General features: G+C 39.9%; 19 protein-coding genes and 2 pseudogenes. 16 read left to right on the top strand and 5 right to left on the bottom strand.

The features are described from left to right. Positions 1 to 57 precede the first annotated feature (57 nt). From LIT25_07780 to LIT25_07795, 4 genes are all read right to left on the bottom strand, one after another. Complete coding sequence (locus tag LIT25_07780) at positions 58 to 675, bottom strand: cell wall hydrolase (GenBank protein ID USK35196.1); 618 nt, start codon at positions 673 to 675, stop codon at positions 58 to 60. A 195-nt stretch (positions 676 to 870) separates the two neighbouring features. Continuing rightward, positions 871 to 2,208 carry a UDP-glucose/GDP-mannose dehydrogenase family protein gene (locus LIT25_07785; protein USK35197.1) on the bottom strand — a complete coding sequence of 446 codons (1,338 nt, stop codon included), beginning with the start codon at positions 2,206 to 2,208 and terminating at the stop codon, positions 871 to 873. Between the two features lie 60 nt (positions 2,209 to 2,268). Next, positions 2,269 to 3,162: a UTP--glucose-1-phosphate uridylyltransferase GalU gene (gene galU / locus LIT25_07790; protein ID USK35198.1), complete on the bottom strand. Its 894-nt coding sequence runs from the start codon at positions 3,160 to 3,162 to the stop codon at positions 2,269 to 2,271. A gap of 44 nt (positions 3,163 to 3,206) precedes the next feature. After that, positions 3,207 to 4,568, bottom strand: coding sequence for a glycosyltransferase (locus LIT25_07795; protein ID USK35199.1), 1,362 nt, complete (start codon positions 4,566 to 4,568; stop codon positions 3,207 to 3,209). 700 nt (positions 4,569 to 5,268) lie between these two features. On the opposite strand from LIT25_07795, the gene LIT25_07800 reads away from it, so the two are divergent. The 12 genes and pseudogenes from LIT25_07800 (at position 5,269) to LIT25_07855 (ending at position 18,278) form a co-directional block, all read left to right on the top strand. Continuing rightward, positions 5,269 to 5,934 (top strand): ABC transporter ATP-binding protein, encoded by a 666-nt coding sequence (locus LIT25_07800; GenBank protein ID USK35200.1) that lies wholly within the window; start codon positions 5,269 to 5,271, stop codon positions 5,932 to 5,934. Positions 5,935 to 5,938: 4 nt separating this feature from the next. Beyond that, positions 5,939 to 8,263, top strand: a complete 2,325-nt coding sequence (locus LIT25_07805; GenBank protein ID USK35201.1) for an FtsX-like permease family protein — start codon at positions 5,939 to 5,941, stop codon at positions 8,261 to 8,263. Between the two features lie 26 nt (positions 8,264 to 8,289). Then, positions 8,290 to 9,450, top strand: coding sequence for a galactosyldiacylglycerol synthase (locus LIT25_07810; protein USK35202.1), 1,161 nt, complete (start codon positions 8,290 to 8,292; stop codon positions 9,448 to 9,450). Positions 9,451 to 9,763: 313 nt separating this feature from the next. Further along, positions 9,764 to 10,879, top strand: coding sequence for an acyltransferase (locus LIT25_07815; protein USK35203.1), 1,116 nt, complete (start codon positions 9,764 to 9,766; stop codon positions 10,877 to 10,879). Positions 10,880 to 11,068: 189 nt separating this feature from the next. Next, positions 11,069 to 12,295, top strand: a complete 1,227-nt coding sequence (locus tag LIT25_07820) for a hypothetical protein (GenBank protein ID USK35204.1) — start codon at positions 11,069 to 11,071, stop codon at positions 12,293 to 12,295. Between the two features lie 214 nt (positions 12,296 to 12,509). Continuing rightward, positions 12,510 to 14,624 carry a polysaccharide lyase beta-sandwich domain-containing protein gene (locus LIT25_07825; GenBank protein USK35205.1) on the top strand — a complete coding sequence of 705 codons (2,115 nt, stop codon included), beginning with the start codon at positions 12,510 to 12,512 and terminating at the stop codon, positions 14,622 to 14,624. A 180-nt stretch (positions 14,625 to 14,804) separates the two neighbouring features. After that, a pseudogene (locus LIT25_07830) lies at positions 14,805 to 15,128 on the top strand (DUF4822 domain-containing protein). A 499-nt stretch (positions 15,129 to 15,627) separates the two neighbouring features. Beyond that, entirely contained in the window at positions 15,628 to 16,380 is a 753-nt protein-coding gene (locus tag LIT25_07835) for an alpha/beta hydrolase (protein ID USK35206.1), read from the top strand. 7 nt (positions 16,381 to 16,387) lie between these two features. Next, complete coding sequence (locus tag LIT25_07840) at positions 16,388 to 16,972, top strand: TetR/AcrR family transcriptional regulator (GenBank protein USK35207.1); 585 nt, start codon at positions 16,388 to 16,390, stop codon at positions 16,970 to 16,972. Between the two features lie 218 nt (positions 16,973 to 17,190). Beyond that, entirely contained in the window at positions 17,191 to 17,373 is a 183-nt protein-coding gene (locus LIT25_07845; GenBank protein ID USK35208.1) for a hypothetical protein, read from the top strand. Positions 17,374 to 17,536: 163 nt separating this feature from the next. Then, a pseudogene (locus LIT25_07850) lies at positions 17,537 to 17,650 on the top strand (TetR/AcrR family transcriptional regulator). Positions 17,651 to 17,960: 310 nt separating this feature from the next. After that, positions 17,961 to 18,278: an antibiotic biosynthesis monooxygenase gene (locus LIT25_07855; protein USK35209.1), complete on the top strand. Its 318-nt coding sequence runs from the start codon at positions 17,961 to 17,963 to the stop codon at positions 18,276 to 18,278. A gap of 421 nt (positions 18,279 to 18,699) precedes the next feature. Here the strand turns inward: LIT25_07855 and LIT25_07860 are convergent, their stop codons facing one another. Then, complete coding sequence (locus LIT25_07860) at positions 18,700 to 19,944, bottom strand: PAS domain S-box protein (GenBank protein ID USK35210.1); 1,245 nt, start codon at positions 19,942 to 19,944, stop codon at positions 18,700 to 18,702. Positions 19,945 to 20,113: 169 nt separating this feature from the next. Between LIT25_07860 and LIT25_07865 the strand changes: the two genes are divergently transcribed. The 4 genes from LIT25_07865 to LIT25_07880 all read left to right on the top strand — a co-directional run bounded on the left by LIT25_07865 (position 20,114) and on the right by LIT25_07880 (position 25,278). Next, positions 20,114 to 20,986 carry a dimethylarginine dimethylaminohydrolase family protein gene (locus LIT25_07865; protein USK35211.1) on the top strand — a complete coding sequence of 291 codons (873 nt, stop codon included), beginning with the start codon at positions 20,114 to 20,116 and terminating at the stop codon, positions 20,984 to 20,986. Between the two features lie 411 nt (positions 20,987 to 21,397). Further along, complete coding sequence (locus LIT25_07870) at positions 21,398 to 22,315, top strand: LacI family transcriptional regulator (GenBank protein ID USK35212.1); 918 nt, start codon at positions 21,398 to 21,400, stop codon at positions 22,313 to 22,315. Between the two features lie 60 nt (positions 22,316 to 22,375). Beyond that, positions 22,376 to 24,139, top strand: a complete 1,764-nt coding sequence (locus LIT25_07875; GenBank protein ID USK35213.1) for a glycoside hydrolase family 13 protein — start codon at positions 22,376 to 22,378, stop codon at positions 24,137 to 24,139. Positions 24,140 to 24,255: 116 nt separating this feature from the next. Beyond that, positions 24,256 to 25,278: a M42 family metallopeptidase gene (locus tag LIT25_07880; GenBank protein USK36199.1), complete on the top strand. Its 1,023-nt coding sequence runs from the start codon at positions 24,256 to 24,258 to the stop codon at positions 25,276 to 25,278. Positions 25,279 to 25,332 lie beyond the last annotated feature (54 nt).

The following is a 25,332-nucleotide window of genomic DNA, read 5'->3' on the forward strand; positions in this document are numbered from 1 at the left end:
AGGATTGTTTACCAAAACTATAATATAAGATTTACTTAGTATTATGTAGGTTAGCTTTTACTTTGCAAATAAGTGGTTTCCTATTCTAATTACTGTTTCCCTAGTAAAAATCCATTCATCAGATGCCAAGAGGGGATTATAATAATAAACAGAACCATGCGTAGGGTCCCAGCCTTTTAAAGCATCAATGACTGCTCGATAAGAATAGCTGTTAGGGGTCAAATAATATTGACCATCATGTACAGCTGTAAAAGCATTCGTCTGGAAAATAACATCGTAAGTATTTTTAGGAAAACCTGGCGTTGACATCCGATTCATAATAACAGCAGCTACAGCTACTTTTCCTTCATAAGACTCACCGCGAGCTTCTCCATGAACAACCCTTGCCATCATTTCTATACTATTTAATTTTTGTTGCGTTTGGAATCCAAAGACTCCATCTGGGAATAGTCTAGTATCTAGCTGAAATTGTCTAACTGCATTATCTGTAATAGAACCATAATACCCTGTCGGTTGACTGGTAAAGTAACCCATTTTCTTTAAATTCTCTTGCAAGTCATAAACTGCTTGTCCTTGACTTCCTTTGTGTAAAACTTCTTGAGCAAAGATTGAATTTGGTATTAAAAACATGAAACAAATAAAAACAACAAACGAAATTTTTACATTTAATCTCAAGATACCACATCCTTCGAGTTTTTTTCTAAGATTTCACTTTATCATACAAGCAAAGTATATTTCTCATAAAATAGTTCTATTTTTAACTAGTCTAATTTTCCCTGAAAAAAAGTTACCGATGTTTCTAATATGTAGTGCTAAAGCGAAAAAGACTCATTCGGTAAATGAGTCCTTCCTTTAAAAGAGGATAATCTATTAAATGACAGCGGCCACTCTGTTTTCCCGTATATTTAATAGGCGTTCTCTTCCAACCGAAATATATTCAACTTCCAGATTGAAAAGATCTTCACTTGTATAACAATTGCGTCCGTCGAAAATGATTGGCTCGTTCATGAACAGGGTGGAAAGGATGAGCGTTTTTTCTACGATTTCTTTCCACTCTGTCAAAATGAACACAACGTCTGCTTGTTTTATTGCTTCCTCGATTTGATCGGCATACAGCACTTCCTCAGGCAGAACTTTTTTTGCATTATTCGCAGCGATTGGATCATATCCGATCACTTCTGCTCCTTCTTCCACGAGTTCGCTGGCAACTGAGATGCTGGCTGCTTCTCTCATATCATCTGTTTCAGGTTTGAAAGCAAGCCCCAATAGAGCGACTTTTTTTCCTGTTAGTGTTCCGAAGCGCTCTTTTGCTTTTCTCACAAGAAGAGTCTTTTGCTTTTCATTTACTGTAATGACAGACTTCAATAAATGAAAATCATGATTGTAGTCCTCGGAGATTTTCACAAGGGCCTGGGTATCTTTAGGGAAGCAAGAACCTCCGTATCCAATCCCTGCGTTCAGGAATTTGTTTCCGATCCTTGAGTCCATGCCGATTCCTTTGGCGACCTCTTCGATATGGGCGTTTGTTTTTTCAGAAAGATTGGCAATTTCATTTATGAATGAAATCTTTGTTGCCAGGAAAGCATTAGATGCATATTTGATCATTTCTGCACTGTGAAGGCTTGTTCGCAAGATAGGCAGTCCAAATGACTTGTTGATTTCTTCCACAATGTCTCCTGCTTCTTGATTGTCTGTTCCGATCACGATGCGGTCCCCATTAAAGGAATCATGGATGGCCGATCCTTCACGTAAGAACTCAGGATTGGATACAACTTCTGCACAGACGTTTTCTTGAAGATTGGACATCACTAATTGACGTACTTTCGCATTAGTACCGATCGGCACTGTACTCTTCGTCACTACCACCACATTTCTCGTGATGTTCTCTCCGATGTTGCGGGCAGCGTTGAACACATAGGTCAGATCTGCTGCACCGTCTTCACCTTGCGGGGTGCCTACAGCAATATAGATTACTTCTTTGTCTTTAAGGCCAATGATGGAATTGTTTGTGAATTCAAGGCGGCCAGCCGCACAATTTTTCTTCATTAGCTCTTCTAATCCTGGTTCATAGATAGGAGAAATTCCTTTTTTAAGCTGATCAACCTTCTCTAGATTGGTATCAATGCATGTTACCTCATGTCCGATTTCTGAAAGGCAAACACCCGTCACAAGACCGACATAACCCGTTCCAATAATAGCAATTTTCATCGTTTTTCCTCCTCAAAAAGTCGCTATTTCCTCAAGTATCCTCAGTAAACTATTGTTATGTTAAGAGCTGGAGACGAGTTCTTTTTCTGCCATAAGCTCTTTAAGATAATCTCTCACATTCTCACTCAAATCCGGACGATGCAGGGAGAAATCAATCGTTGCTTTGATAAATCCGAATTTATCCCCCACATCATATCTTTTTCCAGAGAACTTATACGCCAGTACATTTTGTGTTTCGTTTAAAATTTTGATCGCATCCGTCAGTTGAATTTCATTACCGGAACCCGGCGGCAACATTTCTAAAATCGGCAAGATATCTGGTGTCAGCACGTAGCGTCCCATAATGGCATAATTGGATGGTGCACATTCAGTCTCCGGTTTTTCGACAACGGTTGAAATGGCGACAAGTTGTTCATCAAGCATGTTGTCGAGGGGGGCGACGATTCCATACTTGGATACATCCTCTGCCGGAACCTCCTGTACGCCTAATACGGATGACTGATAGATATTAAAGACGTCCAGCAGCTGCTTTAAGCAAGGCGTTTCAGACTGGACAATGTCGTCCCCAAGCAAAACAGCAAATGGCTCGTTGCCTATAAAACGGCTCGCACAGCCAATCGCATGACCAAGGCCTTTTGGTTCTTTTTGACGAACATAATGGATGTTCGCCAAGTTAGAGATGCCTTGAATTTCTTCCAATCTATTGAATTTTTCTTTTTTAAAGAGAGTTTCTTCTAATTCATAGGATTTGTCAAAATGATCTTCAATCGCGCGTTTTCCTCTGCCGCTGATAATGAGAATATCTTCAATGCCAGATTTGACAGCTTCCTCTACGATATATTGAATGGTTGGCTTATCTACAATAGGCAGCATTTCCTTAGGTTGAGCTTTTGTAGCCGGCAAAAATCTTGTACCTAAACCAGCTGCAGGAATGATAGCTTTACGAACTCTCATTTCAAACATCTCCTTAGAAATTCGTATTTTACGTTACGCTCTGCTTAGCCGCGAGTGCCCCAAGAAGTTGAACGAAGTGTCAACAGTGCCCAGAAACGCATTGGGCATAGGATTACAAGGAATAGAATTCCATAGATCGGCGCAAGCAGGAAGGTGAATGGCCGCTTGTAAGCGTAGAAAACATTTCGCGCATAAGCAGATATCACCACGTATGCCAGGTAATAAACGAGCATAATTAGTCCCATCGTAGACGATGTATAATAAATCGCAAAAATCAGCGATACTCCAAAGGCCAGCCACAAGAACATTTCGAGTACTACCCACACAAACACATTCGGTTTTTGCAATCCGATCTTCAAGGCGATCAAGCTTTCTCTGAAAAAGGATTTGTTCCAGCGATTTTGCTGCTTGATCAGTGTTTTAAGGCTTGTCGGTGCATCTGTGATACATCGGGCCGTTGATTGATATAACGTCTTTCCTTCCCGGATCGCATAGTTCGTTAGACAGCGGTCGTCTCCAAGCTGCACTTGTTGTCCCAGGAATGTCTGACTTCCATAATGTTCTAAATTTTTCATGACGACTTCGCGCCGGTAAGCACTAAGCGGTCCACTGCAAACCAATACATTGTTCGTAACGGAATGCGCTGCACGCTCGACACGAAATGCATTGTCATACCGCATGTCAATTAGGCGAGTCAGAACATTGTCCGTACGGTTTCTGATGTTTACATGTCCCGTTGTTGCCATTACTTCCTTGTCATTGAGAGGTTTTAACAACTCTCTAACCGCATTCGGGAATACCGTACAATCTGAATCGACAGTAATGAATATATCTCCGGCAGCTCTTTCAAATGCCCAGATTTGTGCATGACGCTTCCCCTGATTTTTCGGCAGGCGGTGCACGATAAGATTCGGCATTTGGAAGGAAGGGTTATCCTTTTTGATTTCCGTTAACGTCGCTCCAACTCCAGCTTTTAAATTATCTTGTAATTTCAGAACAGCGTGATAGGCGGAAACTTCTTTACTTCCATCATCAATGACAAAAATTTCATGAACCGGATAGTCCTGCTTCAATATACTTTCGATTGTTCCCAATACTGCATGAGGCTCTTCATTATAGGAAGGTATGATGACAGAGACCTTCAGATCAGGCGGGTCTTCCATGATTTCCTGGTATTTAAAAGATAAAAGCATTTTTCCTAATAAGTAACTGATCATGACAGCACCGTAAATTCCTATAGTTAAGTTCAGCTTATCTGAAGCTGTCCAGTTCACATAGAAAAGGGCCGAGACCGTCAGCAGAAACAACGTAATAACAAATGTTTTCTCCCTCATAGAAAGTTTCTTCTGAGTTTGAAGGGATACTGCTGCCATTCCACCTGAAAGATCTTGTTCCATTTTGGCCATTCGAATTCTCCTCTCTCACCGTAAATTTAAATCATAGCTGGCTGGCTTTACTCTCCCCAATTCTGATTTCCGTGACGAGTAGTTCACACAACCGAGTTTATGAAAGGCTTCAAAGTCTTGCAATCTATCTTTTTACCCTGTGACTATCATCACTATTTTTTGAGTGAATTGAAATCATCCCTTTAGTAACAGCATTGGAAACGCTTTCAAATTAGTTTTTCATAATTCTTCCACTATGTAACATGATTGAAATATTTTCCACTAATCCGATCTTATAAGTATTCACTTGCGTTATGAAAGACCTTTAGAGGTCAGACGTTTGTCCCCAATCTTTACAATCAAAAAGTTTTTGTAATATTTCAGAAAGGAATAGAGTTGAATTTTTTTCTATTTTTTTCATTTCGTGTATTTTCTACATTTTTGGGAGATTTTTTGACAAAATTATTTAAAAAATGAGACATGAGGGCTAACCCTTGTTTGATGAATGCGCTTTCAATTCTAATTTCTTCCAATACGTATGTGATAGATATCCCTTTTTACGATTTCACTCCTGCTTGTCGGTAAATTTGTATGTAAATACGGGACAAATTCTTTGTGAAAAAGGGTTCATACTTTTCCATCATTCTCTTCGGCGTCTGTTGCAGGGTCCCTATTTGAGTGCTATATATGGGGAGAGTTGTTCCCTGAAAGGAGCCTTTCTATGATAGAAGTGAAAAATTTATCGAAAAAATATCCTAACGGAGAACATCAGGAGTACGCATTGAAGGACGTTCAATTCGTAGTGAATAAGGGAGAATTGCTCGGGATCTTCGGAAAATCAGGAAGCGGGAAATCTACCTTGTTAAATATTCTTTCCGGCATAGAGGCTCCGACAACCGGAACCGTGAAAATAGATGGAAAGGATATCGCCGGATTTTCAAACAGAGCCCTGACAAAATGGAGAGGAGCAAATGTTGGGATCGTGTTTCAATCCTTTCATCTTATTCCAACCCTGACCCTGGTGGAAAATGTGATGCTTCCGATGGAGTTCTCTAAAAATCGAAAACGAAAGAGACAGCGTGCTTTGAACCTTTTAGAGCAAACCGGATTATTAATGAAAGCAAATCAGTTTCCGGAATCTGTATCAGGCGGGGAAAGACAGAGAACGGCCATCGCCAGGGCACTTGCCAATGATCCTCCGGTAATTGCTGCAGATGAACCTACGGGTAATCTGGACTCTCAAACATCCAAAGAGATTTTTAACCTCTTCCAGATACTTGCCGAGACCGGTAAAACAGTACTGTTCGTCACACATGATCTCGATTTTTATGGGAAGGTCTCAAGAAGACTCCATGTTCAGGATGGATCCGTATATGAAGCGGAGTGATTGAATGCCTATATATTTGAGACTTGCCTTGAGAAGCTTTTTTCATCAAAAAACAAAAGCATTATTAATAATAGGTTCTTTTCTTTTTTGCTTGGTTTCAGTTGGAACACTGGTCAACTCGAAATACTTGTTTCAGCAGCTGCTGCAGACCAGCCAGCAAGAATCAGCCATTGCGGATATAACCTATTACACTGGTCATTTTAATAAGGAAATCGATTTTATCTCTTCTATGAAAGGAGTCCAACATGCTGAAGCAAAGACGCAGCTAAGAAGCCGTGCAAAGCTGGATGGAAACTATATAAATCTTCAATTACTGGTAAAACCAAATTCGCTTTATGAGATTAATAAAATTCAGCTCATCAAGGGTTCTTCTTTAGAGAATAAAGATATTTGGATAGAAGCATCCACTTCCGAGAAAACGGGTATCAACCTGGGTGAAAAAATGGAAATTATCCTTCCTAATAATCAAAAAGGAACTTCTCTGTCTATGACAGGAGTCGTTCAAGATCCATCAAGAATTCCTACGAAGTACAGCGGAATCGGATATGGCTATATTTCGGAAGCAGCGGCGAAGGAACTGAAGATCCCTCTTTCGAAGAACATGATCCACATGACATTGAAAGCCGGTTATAACGAGAAGGATGTTGTTCAGAAAGTACAAAAACGACTTGAAGCTAACGGAATCGCTGTCTACAGAATTGAAACCTCTTCTGAAACGTTTTTCATTAGAGAAACAATGGTTAACTCGTTATTGAATCTCTTTATTTTACTCGGTATTTTGGCATTCGCTCTTGGATTCATCTTAATCGTACATCTTTTCTATCGCATACTATCCGAAGATACCTATTCACTGAGCATTCAAAAAGTTGTTGGAGCAAAAGATTCACATCTTTGGAAGCAATACGTTTTATTGATCATCGTGATCGGAACGCTGTTAAGTATGATGTCAATTCCGATTATAAGTCTTGTTTCACGGTATTTCGTTTCCTTCTTGGGAGAAGAATTGAATTTCGGCGGCGGATTTTCACAATGGATATCGCCAAGACTTGCGATATCGTTGTTCATCCTATCATTCAGCCTGCCTTATTTAGGTGCGATTGTACCTGTCAGAAGCTTGATATCATCCCCAATAGCGGAAGGATTGAAAAGGTCTGGACAGTTGAACATGAAGAAAGCGGGAAAAAGCCGCAGACGTTTTTTTCACCTATCACTTCTGTCATTCCGAAACACTTTATCAAAAAAATCCCAATCACTCATGAACATCATCATGCTTTCCTTTGGAGGAGCCGTCATTATTGCGTGCTTCTCATTGCATCAGTCCCTTCAGCATTTAATGAATGATATGGATGATTTTTGGCAGCATGATGTTGAATGGTCTGTAAACAGCCCGCTTCCAAAAGAAGATATCACTTCTCTTGCCGGAGAGATCGATGGAGTAAGCAAAGTTGAAGGATGGACGAAAAGAAATACAGAGGTCATGGATCCTTCTTCATCTGATCATATAAATTCGCTGCTATACTCACTGCCGGCATCATCAGAATTCATAAATCCAGAACTATTAAAAGGCCGGTGGCTGAGACCTTCACAACCTGATGAAATCGTGATTAACACAGAGCTGGAAGAAAAAATCGGACCTATTTCACCTGGGGACACCATCCGTTTGCGGATAGGACAAGAAAACAAGGAATGGAGGGTTGCCGGTATTATGAAAGGCTCCCTTACAGGCCCATCTGTTTACATGGATCAGAAATCCTATCAAGGGTGGCTGGGTCAACAATCCATTAATCGTCTGCTGGTGGAAAAACAAAGGAATCAGGGCGTTCGATCTCTTCTGAATGAAGGGGAAAATGAATTATCTTCTGCAGGAGTATTTGTGGAAGGGTCCGAAACGGTTGTGGAAATGAATTCCCGTCCGAAAGAAATGATCCGCCTCGTCATCATGACGATCGTATGCATTGGATTGCTGTTTTCTATCGTTGGGATAGCCAATCTCATGATTGCTGTCAGCATAAATATTTACGAGAGAACAAAAGAGATTGGGATTATGAGAAGCCTTGGAGGCTCAAATGCAAAGATATATGGCTTATTTATTTGGGAAAGCATTTTCATAGCACTGCTGGGCTGGGGATTAGCCTGTGTCATGTCCTATCCCCTTAACTGGCTGCTCGGATGGAAAATCGGAGATTCCTTACTGCAATTCTCTTTACAGCCGCACCTCTCAAAGGAAGGAAGTTTGATTTGGCTATGCGTCAGTATTCTGATCGGATTTGCAGCAAGTATCGTCCCTGTTCGGAAGACTCTCAAAAAGAATATAAACGAATTACTGTAACCATTATTTCCTTGGGGGATTGATTCATGAAACACGTGCTAGTACTGCCGCTTTTTCAAATGGAATCAGGTCACCACCGAACGGCTGATGCATTAATAGAAGCCTTTCATAAACAGGACCCTGACATCGAATGTGAAAAAGTGGATTTTCTTAGTTATGCAAATACGTCACTGGAAAAGTTCACATCACATCTTTACTTAAGATGGATAACGAGGTGGCCATCTGCCTACAGCTTGATGTACTCTTCTTTCTTCCAAAGAAACAAAACCTTTTTGCATTCTCTTTATGAGGCCCTTTTTTTAGAGAAGATGGAGCAGCTTCTGCAAGAGAAGCAGCCGGACGTCATCGTTTGTACCCATAGCTTCTCCTCTTTTTTAGTAGATAAGCTGAAAGGCTATGGGGTCGATACAGCCCCTGTCGTCAATATATATACAGACTTTTTTGTTAACGGGGTTTGGGGAAAACAGCACGTTAATATGCATATTGTGCCTACAGCCGAAATGAAGCAAAAGGTGATAAACGAAGGTGCAGATCCCCAATCTGTCAAGATTTCAGGGATATTGACGAATGATGCGTTTAAAAGGGGTAAACCAATGAAGAAGGACAGCAAGCTTCATATCCTCGTCAGCGGCGGAAGTCTGGGATTGGGGGATTCATTGCAGTCCCTTGTTTCGAAGTCTGCCAACCATATTGAGTATAAAATCCTTTGCGGTCAAAATATGAACCTATTTGATCATGTTCAAGCCTTGCAGTGTCCAAATATTACAGGAATTTCGTACATTACGGAAGCAGAACAAATGAACCAACTATATAACTGGGCAGATGCCCTGATTACAAAGCCAGGCGGAATAACGGTTGGAGAAGCAATCAAAAAAATGCTTCCGATATTTGTTCATTCTGTGCTGCCGGGTCAAGAGGAAAAGAATATGAGTTATTTGGAAGGAGAAGGATTGGTCTGGAGATTGGATCCAAACCGTCCAGTCGATCATCAAGTGCTGACTGTCATGAATGATGCAAGCACCCAATTCTTAATGAAAAAATCAAGATATCAATTCTTAAGGAACATAGATGTCTCATCCTGTAAGGAACTTGCACGTTTATTGACCGAAACATATTTACAGGAAAATCAAAATGAACAGCTTCAATTTATTGATGATTTATTTTCGAAGTTATATAAAAGCCTTTAGTTTATTGCTTCTTAAACAAGTGATAGTAAATAAAACAACAGCCGGTTAACATGATGCCACTATAAATAATGTGGTAAACGTCCCGAAAGACTTCAAAAAAAACAGGCATATTAATTACTCGCTTTTTATCATATTGTTTTCCTTTTATTGCTTGTATGAAACCTGTTCTGTATACATTCATTATCTTACATCAACCGGATCTATCAATCCATAGTAAAAGACTTCAAATCTACTATCGGTATAAAAGAACTATCGTCTATTTTCATTTTTGTTCATCAAACCCGGACTTCCAACATGGAGGAGGAAAAATAACATGACAGCTAAAACAGGAGAACAAAAATCACCCGCACAAAAAAAATATATTTTTGAAATTCACTTCTTGCGCGCCTTTGCCTGTTTACTAGTGGTAGGCGTTCACGTATCTGCAACAAACTATGGAATGAACGAAGAGACATGGAACTGGTTCACGTATTTCATGAATCAATATGGCCGCTTCGGTACAACCATTTTTGCCGTCATCAGCGGTTTCCTGCTCTTTTATCAAGTAAAAAGAAGAGGATTTGAGCTGGGCCGATTCCTGCAATCGAGGTTTTTAAAGATCGTCATCCCTTTTCTGATTTGGAGTGCAGCTTACCGCTGCCTTCTCTACTATTACGATAGGCAGATACTCGGTGACCCTGTGGACGAGATAACGAAAATTCTAATGGGAGAATCATTTTACCACTTATATTTCGTAGCAATCGTTGTTCAGTTCTATCTTATTTTTCCATTCTTGCAGAGGATTTTCCGGACACAGACATTAGTATTGGTCTTCACGGTCCTCGCGTTCATCATCAGCTATAACTTATATGGCTACACCCCTGGAATCGAAGGAAAGCTTGGCGAGTTCCTAGCGAGCAAATCCTTTATGCCCATCTGGATTTTTTATTTTGCCTTTGGCGGCTTTATGGCTTACTTCTGGGATGAGATCGTCGGATTCGCCACGAAACGCCCTTGGAAAATGCTTGCTGTGATCCTGCTGGTTTCAGCTGGTGCAGTCTATGAGTATCAAACAATTGGATACGTATCAAACCGAAGATTGACGAATCTGTTTAACATTCCTGCCCTGAGCATTGCAATTGTCGGGATTTACCCGCTGCTGGCTAAATTCAGCATCGTGAAAAAGACGTTAACCGTGATCGGTCAATATTCCATGGGGATCTATTTAGTTCATCCAATGATTCTTTATTTATTTGCCCGCCTTCTTCCGGATGCTTACTGGCAGTTAGAATATGTTCCTCTGATGTTCATTGCCGTAATGGTGATTGCATCGGTATTTATTCGTATTCTTCAATTCATCCCGCTCGGCGGATTCATTATTCCTGTACCAAAAATCAAGAATAGTAAACTGCAGCACTCCATACAGCCGGAGCAAAAAGAATCGGCGTAAAATTTATCAGGAGCAGTCACCATGACTGCTTTCTTTTTTGGCACGATAAAGGCCTAAGGTCTATGCTTTGATAAGTTAATAGGAAAATATGATTAAAAAATCCTTTCTTTTTTGTGTAAAAGTTCTATACCTGTCCGATACTTTTGGAGGGTAGAGTTTTTATTTTATACAAAAAGAAAGGAAAACTTCATGAGCAAAAGAAAAGGACTGATTGTTTCTTCCATGATTTTAATGTGTGTTTGTGCTGTCTGGGTGTCAGGATTTGTTAATGCAGAGAATGGTATGATCAATGTTAAAGAGTATGGAGCTGCCGGTGACGGGATATCAAATGACACCGCGGCCATCAAAAAAGCTCTCTATTACGGGAAGAATAAAACCGTTTATTTTCCAGAGGGTACCTATCTCATCACCGATACGCTGACGGTAAAGGAAAATACGGAAGTGTATGGAATAGATGCTGTCATAAAGGCGAACGGACCCGGAGATACGATGTTCAGAATTTATGGCGACAATATTACAATCCATGACTTGAAGATAGATGGCAATGATACGTTTTTACGAGGCATGACGGTGATAAATGGCACCGGCAATCTGAAGGTAACGGATGTCCTACTTACCCATTTCAGCCAGCCTGATCATTCCAAGATGTCTACGTCTACACCGATCGCCATACGGATAGAAGGGGGAGTTCAGGATGTGCTGTTCGATCACCTCACCATCAAACATGTGTATGCCAAAAACATGACATCAAGCGCCGGCTGGAACCATAAAACAGCGCGCGGGATTCTAATCAGTCCTGCCTTATCTTCTCAACCGATGAGCAAGAACATTACAATCCAGCATTCATCGATATCAGACATTGGGCCAAAGGATGATGGAGACGGCATCGTCGTCCAAGGATTTCAAGATGACGTACATGTTACAATCAGGCACAATACATTTGAAAAAAACCATAAACGAGCCATCAAAATCCAATCACCGGGGGCGATCATTGCTAACAATCATATACGCAACAGCTTCCATCAGAATAATTTCTATGACACGTATAAAGAAACAAACGAGTATGATATGTGGTCTGCCATATCGGTCTACAGCGATAATGTCGAAATCACAGAAAATACGATCGACGGTATAGGGAGATATTCTGCAGCCATTGACATCGCCGGGGGAAATAACATTAAAGTCATCAATAATTCTGCAGCCAACCGTGAATCTTCACAATCCTCCGATGTGATACGGATCAACAAAGGCAATGATGGCACAAATCAATTCTCCGACATTTCCATAAAGAACAATTCCCTGAAAAATGGCCGCTATGGAATTAACGTTGCAGCTGAAGTAAAACAGCTTACCCTTTCAGGAAATACCTATAACAATGTGAGCCGACCAACAAGCAATGGGATACAGGCGAAATAAACTAACAAAAATAGCTTCCTCAGTGAAGCTATTTTTTTGTTAACGAAACATTAACTCTTTCCTCACCTTTGTAACAAAACTTTTAAAAATTGTAATGTCCGCCCTTTTATTTTACATCCCCTTTTCATTTTGGATTTGAGTCATTATGGGGCCCCTCGATATGTTATGTTAGAAATGAATTTTTCTATCATTCATACAAACAAAAGGATGACAGGTGAGACAATTGTACATATCCAAGAAGACAACGCTGATATCTCTGACAATCATTCTAATGGCAGCAATTATAATGGTCTTTACAATAGATCATGAACGGGAAAAGCCTCAAAGAGAAGATTACCTGCCACAGCTTAAAAAACGGTATTGGTCCCACTTAACGGACTCTGGCAGCGATATTGACATTTCTTCTCTGCAAAAGAAACTGAACAGTGAAGGCAAATTCTCGGATATAGCTTATAAAGATAAGGCGGAGAATCCAAGGGAAACTGTCAGGCACCTGGAACGATTGGAAACCATGGCAATAGCCTATCATTCTGAAAATCACGCGAGCTATCATGATAAAAAACTGAAAAACGAAATCCTGGCAGGACTGGAATACTGGAATCAGCACCCTGTGCAAGCTGAAAATTGGTGGTGGAACAGGCTGAGGATCCCTATGATCTTAAGTAATATCCTATTTCTAATGGATCAGGAACTCCCAAAATACACCGAGGAAACTTCCATAAAACTGCTGCAGGAATATACCGAATCCGAATCACCTCCTTTACACGGGGTGAACTTGATAGAAGCTGAAAAAGTTACCTATATTACCGGTTTACGGCAAGAAGATTCCGTGAAGATCAATGAAGCCGTCTCAGCAATTAAAGAATCATTAAAGGTAAGCAGTATCGGCATTCAGCCTGATATGACCTTTCATCAGCACGAACAATCCGTTCAGACCGGTACATATGGGATTCGCTACTCATTAGAGACAGCCGGCATGTTTACCTTTGTTCACGGAACACCGTACTCTTTTTCCAATGAGGACTATCAATTGTTATCTCACTTTATACTGGATGGAATTCAATGGTTCATTGCTGATGACACCATTGACTACACCTCATTAGGGAGAGGGATTACAAGAAAGAATAATCAAATACAAGATGTGATATCCATCGCCAGGATGATGGAAAAGCTCCCGACCAGCCGGAAAGATGAATTCGAGCGCATGATCGGACGCTTGGAAGGGAAGCGTCCCCCGTTTGTTGGCAATAGAGCTTATAACACATCCGGACTGATGGTTCATCATCAAAAGGATTACTATAGCTCGGTTCGAATCTTGCCTGAGGAAATGAACTCCAGTGAACCGTATTACAACGGAGAAGGGATCAATAATCGTCATATGGCGGACGGAGCCAGTCTCTTCTATTTGAGGGGCAACGGGTATGCAGGAATCTTCCCAGTTTGGGATTGGCGCAAGATCCCCGGAACAACCGTTGTCCATAATGATGAAAAGAAAGAACCGCTTTCAGGCGAAAACAATGAAACGCTCATGTTCAGTGATGGCAAAAATGGGATCTCTGCAATGAATATGAATTATAAAGAACTATCAGCAAAGAAATCATGGTTCTTTTTCGAGGACACGATCGCAGCTCTCGGAGCCGATATACAATCCAATAGCAGCCATCCGGTCGTCACGACCATCGACCAGCGGATTTGGAATCACCCTGTAGAAACGTCGGAAACATCCAGCTTGGCAGATTCCACTCACCAAACGATTGACAAACCCAGCTGGGTGTATCACGATGGCATCGGCTACCTGTTTCCCGGAAACAACGACCGCATCCACCTGTTGCTTAACAAACGGGAAGCCAGCTGGAAAAAAATCAATCAGCGTTATGATGGAGAATCCCCTGTACAAAAAAAGGTACTGGGGTTATGGATCAATCACGGATCCAAACCAGAGCATAATCGCTATCAATATATCGTTGTACCCGGTGCCTCTAAAGAGGAATTCAATACGATAAAAAACGATTCCCCCATTCAGATCATTAGCAATAACGCCAATGTCCAGGCAGTCAAAAACACCAATCTCCAGTTAACTGAGGCCGTATTCTGGAATGCTGATACGTTCAAAACGCCAGATGGCGTAAAAATCAGCATGAACCAGCCTGCTGCCCTCCAGCTTAAACGGGACGGAAAGGAATGGATCATCAAAGCAAAAGCGGCAAATGATTCTAAAAAAGAGCTTAAGTTAATCGTTAAAAAGGAAATAGACAACAGGGAGAGAACACTGATCGGTTGGGAAGATAAGGAAGGATTCATCAGTGGAAAATATAAGGCTCAATTTTGATCAAAATCTGTCTTAGAAAAGGAAAACCAGTTCAATAACTGAACTGGTTATTTACTATTCTTTTCTTTATATTCAAAATTTTTCCTCAATAGAAAATTTTTCAATGTTATTCCCAAAATACCGCTATTAGTACTTATTTGACAAAACCTTTAATCCTTATTAAAATTTAATTGAACATTCAATCAAAATGATGTATCAAGCTATAACAAAAATTACTTAGGTCTTGCAAAATATGACTTTAAAACAAACAAATATGAATTTTTTGATGCCAAAACCGGTGAAAGCCGCGGTGATTACGGATATTTTGATGTTGTACATGGTAATAAGTTAAGAGCCCATGTTTCACTAGGAATGAAGTATGGTGCAGTTCTCGAACTAACAGAGCTAAATGAATATAAATTTACTTATAAAAGAAACGGTAAAGATAAAGATGGTAATGACATAACCATAACCGTTGAGCATATTCCATATGATGGTGATTACAAACTAAAATTCACTAAATAATTTAAATAGGTCTTGACGTGTAGTCAAGAAGGGAATGGATTTCTCCATTCCCTTTTTGTTTTCCTTTAACTAGGCAAGAAATATCCAGAATTTCTTTTGTTGAATTTAAACAGTAAGAAATTCAATTTGAAATGACGGGTTTAGTACAAAAGATGTGAAGCTTTCTATTAAAACTATAGCGGGATTATCTTCAATAAGAAACATAATTGAACTTCCAGAATCGGGCGCAATTCAGCAGCAAGAATTGTGCTCTTTCTTTTATGTTATAACTATTAATTTTGGTATACGGTAAGGATTTATTTAATTAATATTGATGTAAAAAAAATGATAAAAGATCTTGAACCTAACGTGACGTCAGGTTATATAGTACAAGCGGGCCATTTTGCAGAATAGAAATAATAACTTAAATTATTTAAAATTAAATGACGTTTTCTATTGACTAAACGTTCATTCAATAATAAAATAATACTGAAAATTCAGTGAAAATGGAGGGGTTGCATTGGACTTATATTTAGAGATTACTGGCAATGGTCATCCTGTTGTTCTTATTCATAGTGGTGGGGCTGATTTGAGGCAATGGACATTTTTAGGATCTCTTTTATCTAAGAATTACAAAGTGATTACTTTTGATGGCCGTGGTGCCGGTAAATCACCATCCCCTATAAAACATGCAAACTATGTTGAAGATGTGCTGTCACTATTGGATTACCTTGAACTTAATCAGGCAACAATTATAGGCCATTCCATGGGTGGACAGATTGCAACTGATTTAGCTCTTAATTATCCTGAAAGAGTATCAAAACTTGTATTAATTGCTCCTTCTTTGACTGGTTTTCCCTATTCAAAAGAGTTTGAAGAATATCATACCAAAATATTTGAAACTGCTCCCAATATTGATAAAATGTTAGAGCTTGCCCTTCATTCACCAACATATCAAGTCGTTATCAATAGTCCGTTCAAAGATCTCACTGTTCAAATGCTCAGGCATCATTTCGAGCGTATGCTTAAGTGGCCTGTTGATTTCTGCATGAAATGGCCTCAGCCGCCAGCAATGGAACGATTAAGAGAATTGAATCCCGAAACTTTATTTTTTATTGGAAAAAAGGACTTGGCAGATAATTCTCGAGTTGCCGATTGTTTCCTTAAGGTTCCAAACATCCGTTTCATCGAAATAGAGGATGCCGATCATATGCTGCCCCTCACTCATTCTGAAGATTTATATCAAGAAATAACTGCTTTTATGGAGGATTGAATCTAAAATGCCACGTACACCCGAAGAGAATGACCGTATTCGCCAAGCAACCAAAGAAAAAATTCGCGCTGCAGCTATGCAGTTATTTACGAAACAGGGGTATTACGCTACTTCTATAAGCGATATAGCCAAACAAGCGGTCATTTCGAAAGGGTTACTCTATAACTATTACAAAGGAAAAGAAGAGCTGCTTTCTGAAATGGTAGAGGCCAGAATCGGAGAAGTAGTTGAAGTAATGACAGAAGCAGTCTCCCTGGAGACACCTGGTGAACAGCTTAAATATATTATCAATGGTGCCATTGATAATATCCACAAAAACCCGGAAGTCCATCGGTTTTATCTTCACCTGCAAACTCATCCAGAGGCTGATGAAGAGTTGATTAAATACAGTCATCTCATTATCGAAGAAAACACTAGACAGTTTGAGTTGCAATGTGAAATATTTGAAAGAATGGGAGAAAAGGAGCCAAGGAAACGGTCGTTATATTTTTCATCTGTGCTGCAAGGTATTATGTTGATGATATCTACCTATCCACAGAAGTTTCCGATAGAAGAAATAAAGAAACAGATTATAAGTGAGTTTTGTATCTAGTTTACCGTTTAAAAAGGGCTTATCTTCAATAAGCTTTAAGCATGTATATTCAACAAATGGGGCGTTAATCCAAAAAGGGTTAACGTTCTTTTTGTTTAATAATATACATTAATAAAGATTGTTATTTATTATGGGGAGTTTTTATGATTTGGTAATATTTTTTTTTACCTGTATTTATTATTGTTGCTACAGCTGTCTATTTTGAAAAAAAATATTGGATGTTACCACCAGATGAAAGCCAACAAGCAGAGAAGTTAGATGAGGTTATTAAACAAAACACATTAATTCGAATGGAACAGGAACTAATTGATATTCCATTAAAAGGGGGCGTTAATGTAAGAAGAATTAACACTTTTTTTATTGAATATATTCAAGTATCTAATGCTATATTGATTGGCTAGCAACCGGTCGTGGTTGTAGAGATAGTTAAAATTTAAGGATTTTATCCTCAAGTTTTAATTACTTGGCAAACACGTTTGCTATCCAACAGATCTAGAATTTGATGACGAATTTTTTATAAAAAGTGAAATTTCTTTTGACGCTTAACAATAAATGGAATATTATTTAAGCGAAAAGACGCTATTTCGCAACTTTGGCAGCAAGCAAAATCTTCTCCAATCTGCTTTTGACCGTTTTCATTATATCGAAGAGATGAAAAAGCTTTGGGTGTTACGATTGGAACATAGTGGTGATTAATGATTGGGGGGTACACTCAAAACTGAAATGGCCGCGATTTTATATGTCTACTTTAGACCGTGAGAACACTACAGTTTATCGTATTTCAGGAGGCTGGGCCGATTTACGGTGATAGTTGAGTTCGAAGTTGATCCACAACAACAGCAAACATTGATTGACGGTATCGCCAATCAAATCGAACAACACTTTAAGATCTTCCCCGGATTCATCTCATAAGCGTTTCAACAACTGGTCGCTCCATCAGCTAGGCTCGGTGTAGGTAAGATAATTTAAATTTAAGGAGGTTATTTAAATGAATTCTAGTAAATCAATAGTGTGGATAAATGTATTTACTGCAAAGCCAGGCAAATTAGATGAATTGGTCAATATCCAAGCTAAAGAATTACTAAACTTCAAGGGTAAAGCTATTCCTGGTTGGATTAGTAGTCGTTGGCATCGTTCTGTCGATAATAACAAGGCAATTATGATAACTACCTTTGAGAGTATTGAATTTCATAAAAGTTGGTTAGAAAAAACTGACTTCTCGGAACACCTAAACAAGATTAAACATCTAATTGAAGGAGCAGAAGGTGGGTACTACACGTTGGTGGAAAGCATTGAAAACTTGTAAGTCGCCTAAATTCTAAACTTTTACTTTTTAATAGGGGTCACTTTATCTCCCCATCGAACTAAGCAATTCCACCAATAATTCAATCTTTCAAAGTAGATGTTTGTTGAGGAACGTTTTCTGGCAATTAGATTATTCGAGTTTGAATATATCATCAAGATTTTAAAAATTTTTCACTTAAACTACGGCAGGTTTGTTGAAGAAGAGAAATAAAAAGAGGATGCAGTACATTACTACACCCTCTAATCTTCTACTTCACCTGTCCCAGAAAGTGAAGGTATTTTATTGTTCCAGTGATCTATGTCCAGTTCGGCAGCAGCGTTTCTCCACGGTCTGCTGCAGGTTGAGGCGTAACTGAAAGGGAAGATATTTCCTCTAGCCATTCTGGGGTCATGTATACATAGCAATTTTCTGGTCGTATACTTTAAATCCGCTCCTCCCAAACAGGAAAATCCAGATAAAATATAGTACCGTTTTCGTCACTGCTTGCTGTCATTGTACCCTTATGGTTCTCGACAATTTTTTTCGAAACAGAGAGACCGAGTCCTGTTCCGCTGTCTTTTGTAGAGAAGAACGGATCGAATATATGATGCATAGCGGAAGGGATAATGCCCTTTCCATTATCAGAAAAATTGATTTGCAGACGATTTTTCTGGCGTGTGCATGAGATCTGAATTCTAAGCGGATCTGTGTTTTTTGCCTGAAACGAATTTTGAAACAAATTCAGAAAGACCTGAAGCAGTTCATCCTTACTTCCAAGGATATAGATCCCCTCTGCTGAGGGATCAACTTTGATTTGAAACTCAATGGAGTAAAGAAGCGATTCGCTTTCTAAGATTCTTCCTAAATGATTCAGGAGAAATTCTTTCACTTCAAAATGCTCAGACCGAATTTCGGCAGTTTTTGCGATGCTCAGGAAATCTGAAATGATTTTATTTGCCCGGTCGATTTCAGGAATTAAAATCGTCTGAAATAAGCTTTTTGTTTCAGGATCTGCTGAAGCTTGAAGCACCTGGAGAAAGCCTCTGACCGTAGTTAATGGATTTCTGATTTCATGGGCAATTCCAGCGGCAATTCTGCCGGCGATCGCCTGTTTTTCGGCTTCTTTTATCGCATTTAAAAAGTAGAAGGTGCCGATTACCCGTTTAATGGATCCGTCGCTATTCCAGAGGATTTTCGTATTCAGGATTCCATAATTTTTATCAAGCACTTCACGGTCAATGAATTCAATCCCGGTGCGAGCGGTTTCAAGTGTCAGAAGCTGATCGTCTGGAATGCATACAAGCTCCCTTAAATGCTTGCCGATAATCTCGTCCCGGTTGACCCCGTGATCCTTTGCGGCTTGAAGATTGCATAAAGTAACAATGCCCGCTTCATCAATGAAAACAACATGATGGGCAACTAAATCGAAGATATCGGATAAAAAAGCTTCTGTGTGATGAAATGAATCATTAGCTGATGATGATAGGTTGAGGCGCTGATTTGTGTATGCCGTCAGCTGTGTGCTGGTCATTTTCTGAATGGATGGAGGCATGTCTGCCTTATCTTTGCAAACCGCAAGCTCGAGTTCCGGATTTACATAAGTAAACGCAGAGGGCCATTGTGTGATGAGTTCTTTTAAAAGCTGATTTTCTTTTCGTAATGTTTCTAGTTCATTTTCAATTTTCATTCTTTCCAGCCTCATATGAGAAAAATATAGTTCAACCTTTAAAACTATATAACAATTAAACATGTTTGACAATTACTAACAGTCATGATTAAAAATTAGGCGTAAGATAATGTCACAAAAAGTTTAATATTTAAGCCATTTAGGGAATAATCTCATAAAAGCAATCTTTATGGAGGAATTTATTTTGACGACCATTCGAAAACCAGATCAGACGTTAGCCTGTTTTAGCGAATATGATTCATTAAAGCGGGTTCTGGTATGTCCGCCAAACTATATGCGTATCACCGAAGTTATTAATGAAACACAGAGGCATTATGCCGATGAAAATATTGATGTAGACCTCGCAATCAGCCAGCATCAGCAGTTTGTCCGGACATTAGAGAAAAATAAGGCCGAAGTAATTATGCTCACACCTTATGAAAAATACCCTGAGCAAGTGTTCACCCGTGACATCGGGTTCACTTTAGGCAAAACCGTTTACGTTTCGGAAATGGGCCAGGACATCAGACAGGGAGAGGAAGAAGTGCTGCGCAGCTGGCTTGACGTACAGGGCTATCCGATGCAATGTCTGAAAGAGCACCGGATTGAAGGCGGAGACGTGATTATCGACAAAACAGATATTTTCGTTGGGGTGAGTGACAGAACGTGCATGCATGCGATCGAAAAACTGCAGTCGCTTGTTCCAGCCTTTGAGGTTATACCTGTTCCTATCAATGAAAAATACCTTCATCTAGACTGTGTATTTAATGTCCTGTCTGAAACGGAAGCCCTGGTCTTTCCAGATGCTTTTGAAGAGAAAGAGCTGAAAATGCTTAAGTTGCGCTACAACTTAATTGAAGTAACGGGAGCTGAACAGTTTACAATGGGCACAAACGTCCTTTCGATAGGGGATAAAAAAATCATCAGTCTTCCTGTTAATAAAAATGTTAACAAACAGCTGAGAGACAGAGGATATGAGGTTATTGAAGTGGATATCACTGAAATCATTAAATCTGGCGGCTCTTTCAGATGCTGTACATTACCTCTTTTAAGAACAGTATAAATGGTATAAGAGCCTGCTGCCAAAATGAGCAGCAGGCTTTACTTGTAATCAATAAATCTAGCTTTCGGAGAGTTAGGAGCCTTTATCCGGGAGTTAGAACTGGGGACTCCATTCTAATACGTGGCCTTTCAAATAGGTACTTTCTAAAATAAATCGCGGCTATTCTTACATGATTACGCATAAATGTTGTAGAAAAAAGTGCATCAAAACGGGTGAATAGAGCAGAAAAAGTGCTTCTGCGCAGAAAAAAAGTGCATCAAACAGTCAAAATTCACTAGTATGATAGGTAAGCTGGCACACCACTCGAGTTCGCTTTTCGGCGATAATAGGAACTTCAATTTTGGATTCTGGACATTTAAGTCAATGATCTGTATACTCAACTTAAACGATTAAGTGAAAATGGTGAAAGAAATGAAAAAAGCAACAATGAAAGATATTGCGTCTCAAGCGAATGTTTCTGTTGCGACTGTGAGCTACGTTTTAAATAATGCAGAAAATCAATCGATTCCAGCAGAGACAAAGGAACGTGTGCTCCAGATTGCAAAGAAATTGAATTATGTGCCTAACCTTGCTGCAAGATCACTTGTTAAGCAGAAGACGGGGTTAATCGGAATTCTTTTAAACCGCTCTGCACATGAAGGGATATGGAGACGCGCGCATCACGCCGAGTTTATTTTTGAGCTTGAGCAGATGCTGACAAAACAGGGGTATCACGTTGTGCTTTCAAGTATTGATGTGGAGAAGCCCAATTTTGAGATTATCGCAGAACGTAAGCTGGATGGCGTTTTCTTGATTGATGTCCGGGAAGATTTCTTCTACAGCATCTCAAAAACTGTTCCAACAGGAGTGCCGCTCGTTCTCGTTGACAGTGTAATTGATGATGAATTGTTTTACAAGGTCATGTATGATTACAAGAGTGCTTTTTCAGCTGCAAAAAAACAGCTAAAAGGAAAATCAGCCATTTTAATTATGGAGAAGTTTCAAAATGCTGGACTTACTGAGCATATTAAGATCGCATCGGGTCTTGAAGAGGATGACATACATCATATGGAGGATGAAAAAGTCCTTGCTGAATTTTTAGCAAAGAACACCGATCAATCAGCGATTATTCTAAACGAGTTTTTGGCCGCCACTGTATCGAAATACCGGAACGTTGAAGATGATGCCGTGATTTGCACATCCAATTGTCCGGAGATCCTTCCTGCGGGAGCTGAAATGGTTTTATTCAAGGACTCTAAAGCGAATATTGCATTCAAGGTTTTATCCGACCTTATTAAAGACAACAGAGGTCTGGATTTAGAAAAATACACTTATATACCGGCAGAGTAGCTTCTGCTTTTTTCTACCTTTACTTAAACGTTTAAGTCTATGAATGGGGGAACTGAAACGATGTTAAAAGAAGCGGTTTACCACCGTCCTAAAAATAATTTTGCTTATGCTTATGATAAAGATACGCTGCACATCCGTCTGCAGACAAAGAAAAATGATGCTGAAAAGGTGAATTTGATCTGGGGGGATCCATTCACGTGGGAGCAGGAGAGTAAAGGAGTCTGGAAATGGAAGTCTGAGGAGCATATTAAGATGACTAAGCTTGGAAGGACGGAGCTTTACGATATTTGGACGGTTGCGCTTAAACCTCCGCATAGACGTTTGAAATATGGGTTTGAAATGATATCGGGAGATCAAACGCTCATTTTTACGGAGCAGGGATTTTTGGATAAAAAGCCGCAAGATCATAACGGGTACTATTTTACCTTCCCTTATATAAATGAAGAAGATATCTTTGCTGCCCCGTCATGGGTCAAGGACACGGTCTGGTATCAGATTTTTCCTGAACGCTTTGCGAATGGAGACCAAGCACTGAACCCCAAAGATGCTTTGCCTTGGGGAAGTACGGAGCCGACAGCAGCGAACAGCTTCGGCGGAGACTTTGAAGGGGTCATTCAAAATATTAATTACCTGGTGAAGCTTGGCATTACGGGTATCTATTTTACCCCTATTTTTAAAGCTTTTTCGAATCACAAGTACGATACGATTGATTATTTAGAAATTGATCCGCAATTTGGGGACAAAGAAACGTTTAAAAAGTTAATGAAGGTCTGTCATGAAAATGGCATTAAAGTGATGCTTGATGCTGTGTTTAATCATTGCGGCTATGAGTTTCCCCCGTTTCAGGATGTGGTCGTAAACGGAGAAGCTTCAAAATATAAAGATTGGTTTCACATTGATCAGTTTCCGCTGAAAAAAGACGGCAAGGTTCATTACGAAACGTTCGGTTTCTCGGAAAATATGCCAAAGCTCAGAACAGGGAATCCTGAAGTGCGTGAATACTTGCTTGAGGTTGGGCGGTACTGGGTGAAGGAATTTGGCATTGACGGCTGGAGACTTGATGTTGCAAATGAGGTTTCCCATGACTTCTGGCGCGAGTTCCGCAAAGAAATCAAAACGATTGATCCTGAGGTTTATATTTTAGGAGAGGTATGGCATGATGCAATGCCTTGGCTGCAGGGTGATCAGTTTGATGCAGTGATGAATTATCCGTACACAAGTGTGGCAATAGACTTTTTTGCTCACGGAAAAGTAACAGCATCAGAGTTTATAAACCGAACGGCAGAAGCGCTTCTTATGTATCCTGCGCAAGTGTCGGAGGTTGCATTTAACTTGCTTGGAAGTCATGACACCCCTCGTATCGCTACTGTCTGCGGAGAAAATACAGATAAAGTGAAGCAGCTTTTCACTTTTCTGCTCTCATCACCGGGCGCACCTTGTATTTATTATGGGGACGAAATAGGCATGACGGGCATGATGGATCCAGGCTGCCGCAAATGCATGATTTGGGATGAGGAAAAACAGGACGGTGAATTATTGAAATTTATTACGCAGATGATTGAGCTTCGCAAAAACAATCCGGCATTCGGCAACAAGGGGAAAATTCAATTTGTTGAGGCTGGCCGAGAAGATCAGCATATCATGTATACAAAAACGTTTAACGATGAAAAAATCCTGTTTATTTTAAACGGGGCGGATCATCCAATTGATGCTTCTCTTCCTAAAGATTTGAAGAAGGCTTCATGCTTATTAACAGGTCAAGAGATTTCAGGTTCAACGCTTGAACTTGATGCCCATGGGCTCAGCATCATCTCATATGAATAAGGCCAAACAGCCGATTTCACATTTATGGGGAATCGGTTCTGCTATTTTAAGGAGGTCTGAAACTGCTATAATATAGAAAAAGCAACTAAAAGGGGAGAATTCTTTTGAATGAAACGATGCAGCTGATCAAAGAGCTCGTGTCAATACCGAGCCCATCAGGAAATACAAATGAAGTGATTACATATGTAGAAAACTATCTAGCTGAATGTCAAATAGAGACGAGACGCAATCGCAAAGGCGGACTGCTTGCAACTATTCCGGGAAGAGACAATTCCCATCACCGCATGCTGACAGCGCATGTTGATACGCTTGGGGCAATCGTAAAAGAAATTAAAGCAAGCGGACGGCTGACGATTGATTTAATCGGAGGTTTCAACTATAACTCAATTGAAGGTGAATATTGCAAAATCGAATCTTCATCGGGCAAGATGTTTACAGGCACAATCCTGATGCACCAGACTTCTGTTCATGTCTATAAAGATGCAGGAAAAGCAGAACGGAATCAGGCCAACATGGAAATCCGTCTTGATGAGGTTGTGAAAAACGCCGATGATGTCAGGGCACTCGGCATAGAAGTCGGAGACTTTGTTTCTTTTGATCCACGTGTTGAAGTGACGGATAATGGCTTTATTAAATCCCGCCATTTAGACGATAAAGCAAGTGTTGCGCTTTTGCTTCAGCTTATGAAGCAAATCAAGGAAGAAAAATTGCTGCTTCCTTATACAACTCATTTTTTGATATCAAATAACGAAGAAATCGGCTACGGCGGAAACTCTAATATCACACCTGAAACAGTTGAATATTTAGCTGTTGATATGGGTGCGATGGGTGACGGACAGTCAACGGATGAATACACCGTTTCGATTTGTGTGAAGGATGCAAGCGGTCCTTACCATTATGAGCTCCGCAAAAACTTAACGAATCTGGCGAAAGAGCATAACATCGGCTATAAATTAGATATTTATCCTTACTATGGATCTGATGCCTCAGCAGCGATCCGTTCCGGCCATGATATTGTTCATGGATTAATCGGACCGGGAATCGACTCCTCACACGCGTTTGAACGCACTCACAAAGATTCGCTTGAAAATACAGCGAAGCTGCTTTATCACTATGTGAAATCTGCTATGGTGATGTAAAAATAGGTTCACCAGCAAGGAGCTGCGAAAAGCAGCTCCTTGTTTAATTCTACC

This window comes from Bacillus sp. F19 (genome assembly GCA_023823795.1).
Taxonomy (GTDB): domain Bacteria; phylum Bacillota; class Bacilli; order Bacillales; family Bacillaceae; genus Bacillus_P.

Bases quoted from the DNA above. Each gene is read 5' to 3' on its own strand.
- LIT25_07785 (USK35197.1), bottom strand. From the start codon at position 2,208: ATGAAAATTGCTATTATTGGAACGGGTTATGTCGGTCTTGTGACGGGT.
- galU (USK35198.1), bottom strand. From the start codon at position 3,162: ATGAGAGTTCGTAAAGCTATCATTCCTGCAGCTGGTTTAGGTACAAGA.
- LIT25_07795 (USK35199.1), bottom strand. From the start codon at position 4,568: ATGGCCAAAATGGAACAAGATCTTTCAGGTGGAATGGCAGCAGTATCC.
- LIT25_07800 (USK35200.1), top strand. From the start codon at position 5,269: ATGATAGAAGTGAAAAATTTATCGAAAAAATATCCTAACGGAGAACAT.
- LIT25_07805 (USK35201.1), top strand. From the start codon at position 5,939: ATGCCTATATATTTGAGACTTGCCTTGAGAAGCTTTTTTCATCAAAAA.
- LIT25_07810 (USK35202.1), top strand. From the start codon at position 8,290: ATGAAACACGTGCTAGTACTGCCGCTTTTTCAAATGGAATCAGGTCAC.
- LIT25_07815 (USK35203.1), top strand. From the start codon at position 9,764: ATGACAGCTAAAACAGGAGAACAAAAATCACCCGCACAAAAAAAATAT.
- LIT25_07820 (USK35204.1), top strand. From the start codon at position 11,069: ATGAGCAAAAGAAAAGGACTGATTGTTTCTTCCATGATTTTAATGTGT.
- LIT25_07840 (USK35207.1), top strand. From the start codon at position 16,388: ATGCCACGTACACCCGAAGAGAATGACCGTATTCGCCAAGCAACCAAA.
- LIT25_07845 (USK35208.1), top strand. From the start codon at position 17,191: ATGTTACCACCAGATGAAAGCCAACAAGCAGAGAAGTTAGATGAGGTT.
- LIT25_07855 (USK35209.1), top strand. From the start codon at position 17,961: ATGAATTCTAGTAAATCAATAGTGTGGATAAATGTATTTACTGCAAAG.
- LIT25_07860 (USK35210.1), bottom strand. From the start codon at position 19,944: ATGAAAATTGAAAATGAACTAGAAACATTACGAAAAGAAAATCAGCTT.
- LIT25_07865 (USK35211.1), top strand. From the start codon at position 20,114: ATGGAGGAATTTATTTTGACGACCATTCGAAAACCAGATCAGACGTTA.
- LIT25_07870 (USK35212.1), top strand. From the start codon at position 21,398: ATGAAAAAAGCAACAATGAAAGATATTGCGTCTCAAGCGAATGTTTCT.
- LIT25_07875 (USK35213.1), top strand. From the start codon at position 22,376: ATGTTAAAAGAAGCGGTTTACCACCGTCCTAAAAATAATTTTGCTTAT.
- LIT25_07880 (USK36199.1), top strand. From the start codon at position 24,256: ATGCAGCTGATCAAAGAGCTCGTGTCAATACCGAGCCCATCAGGAAAT.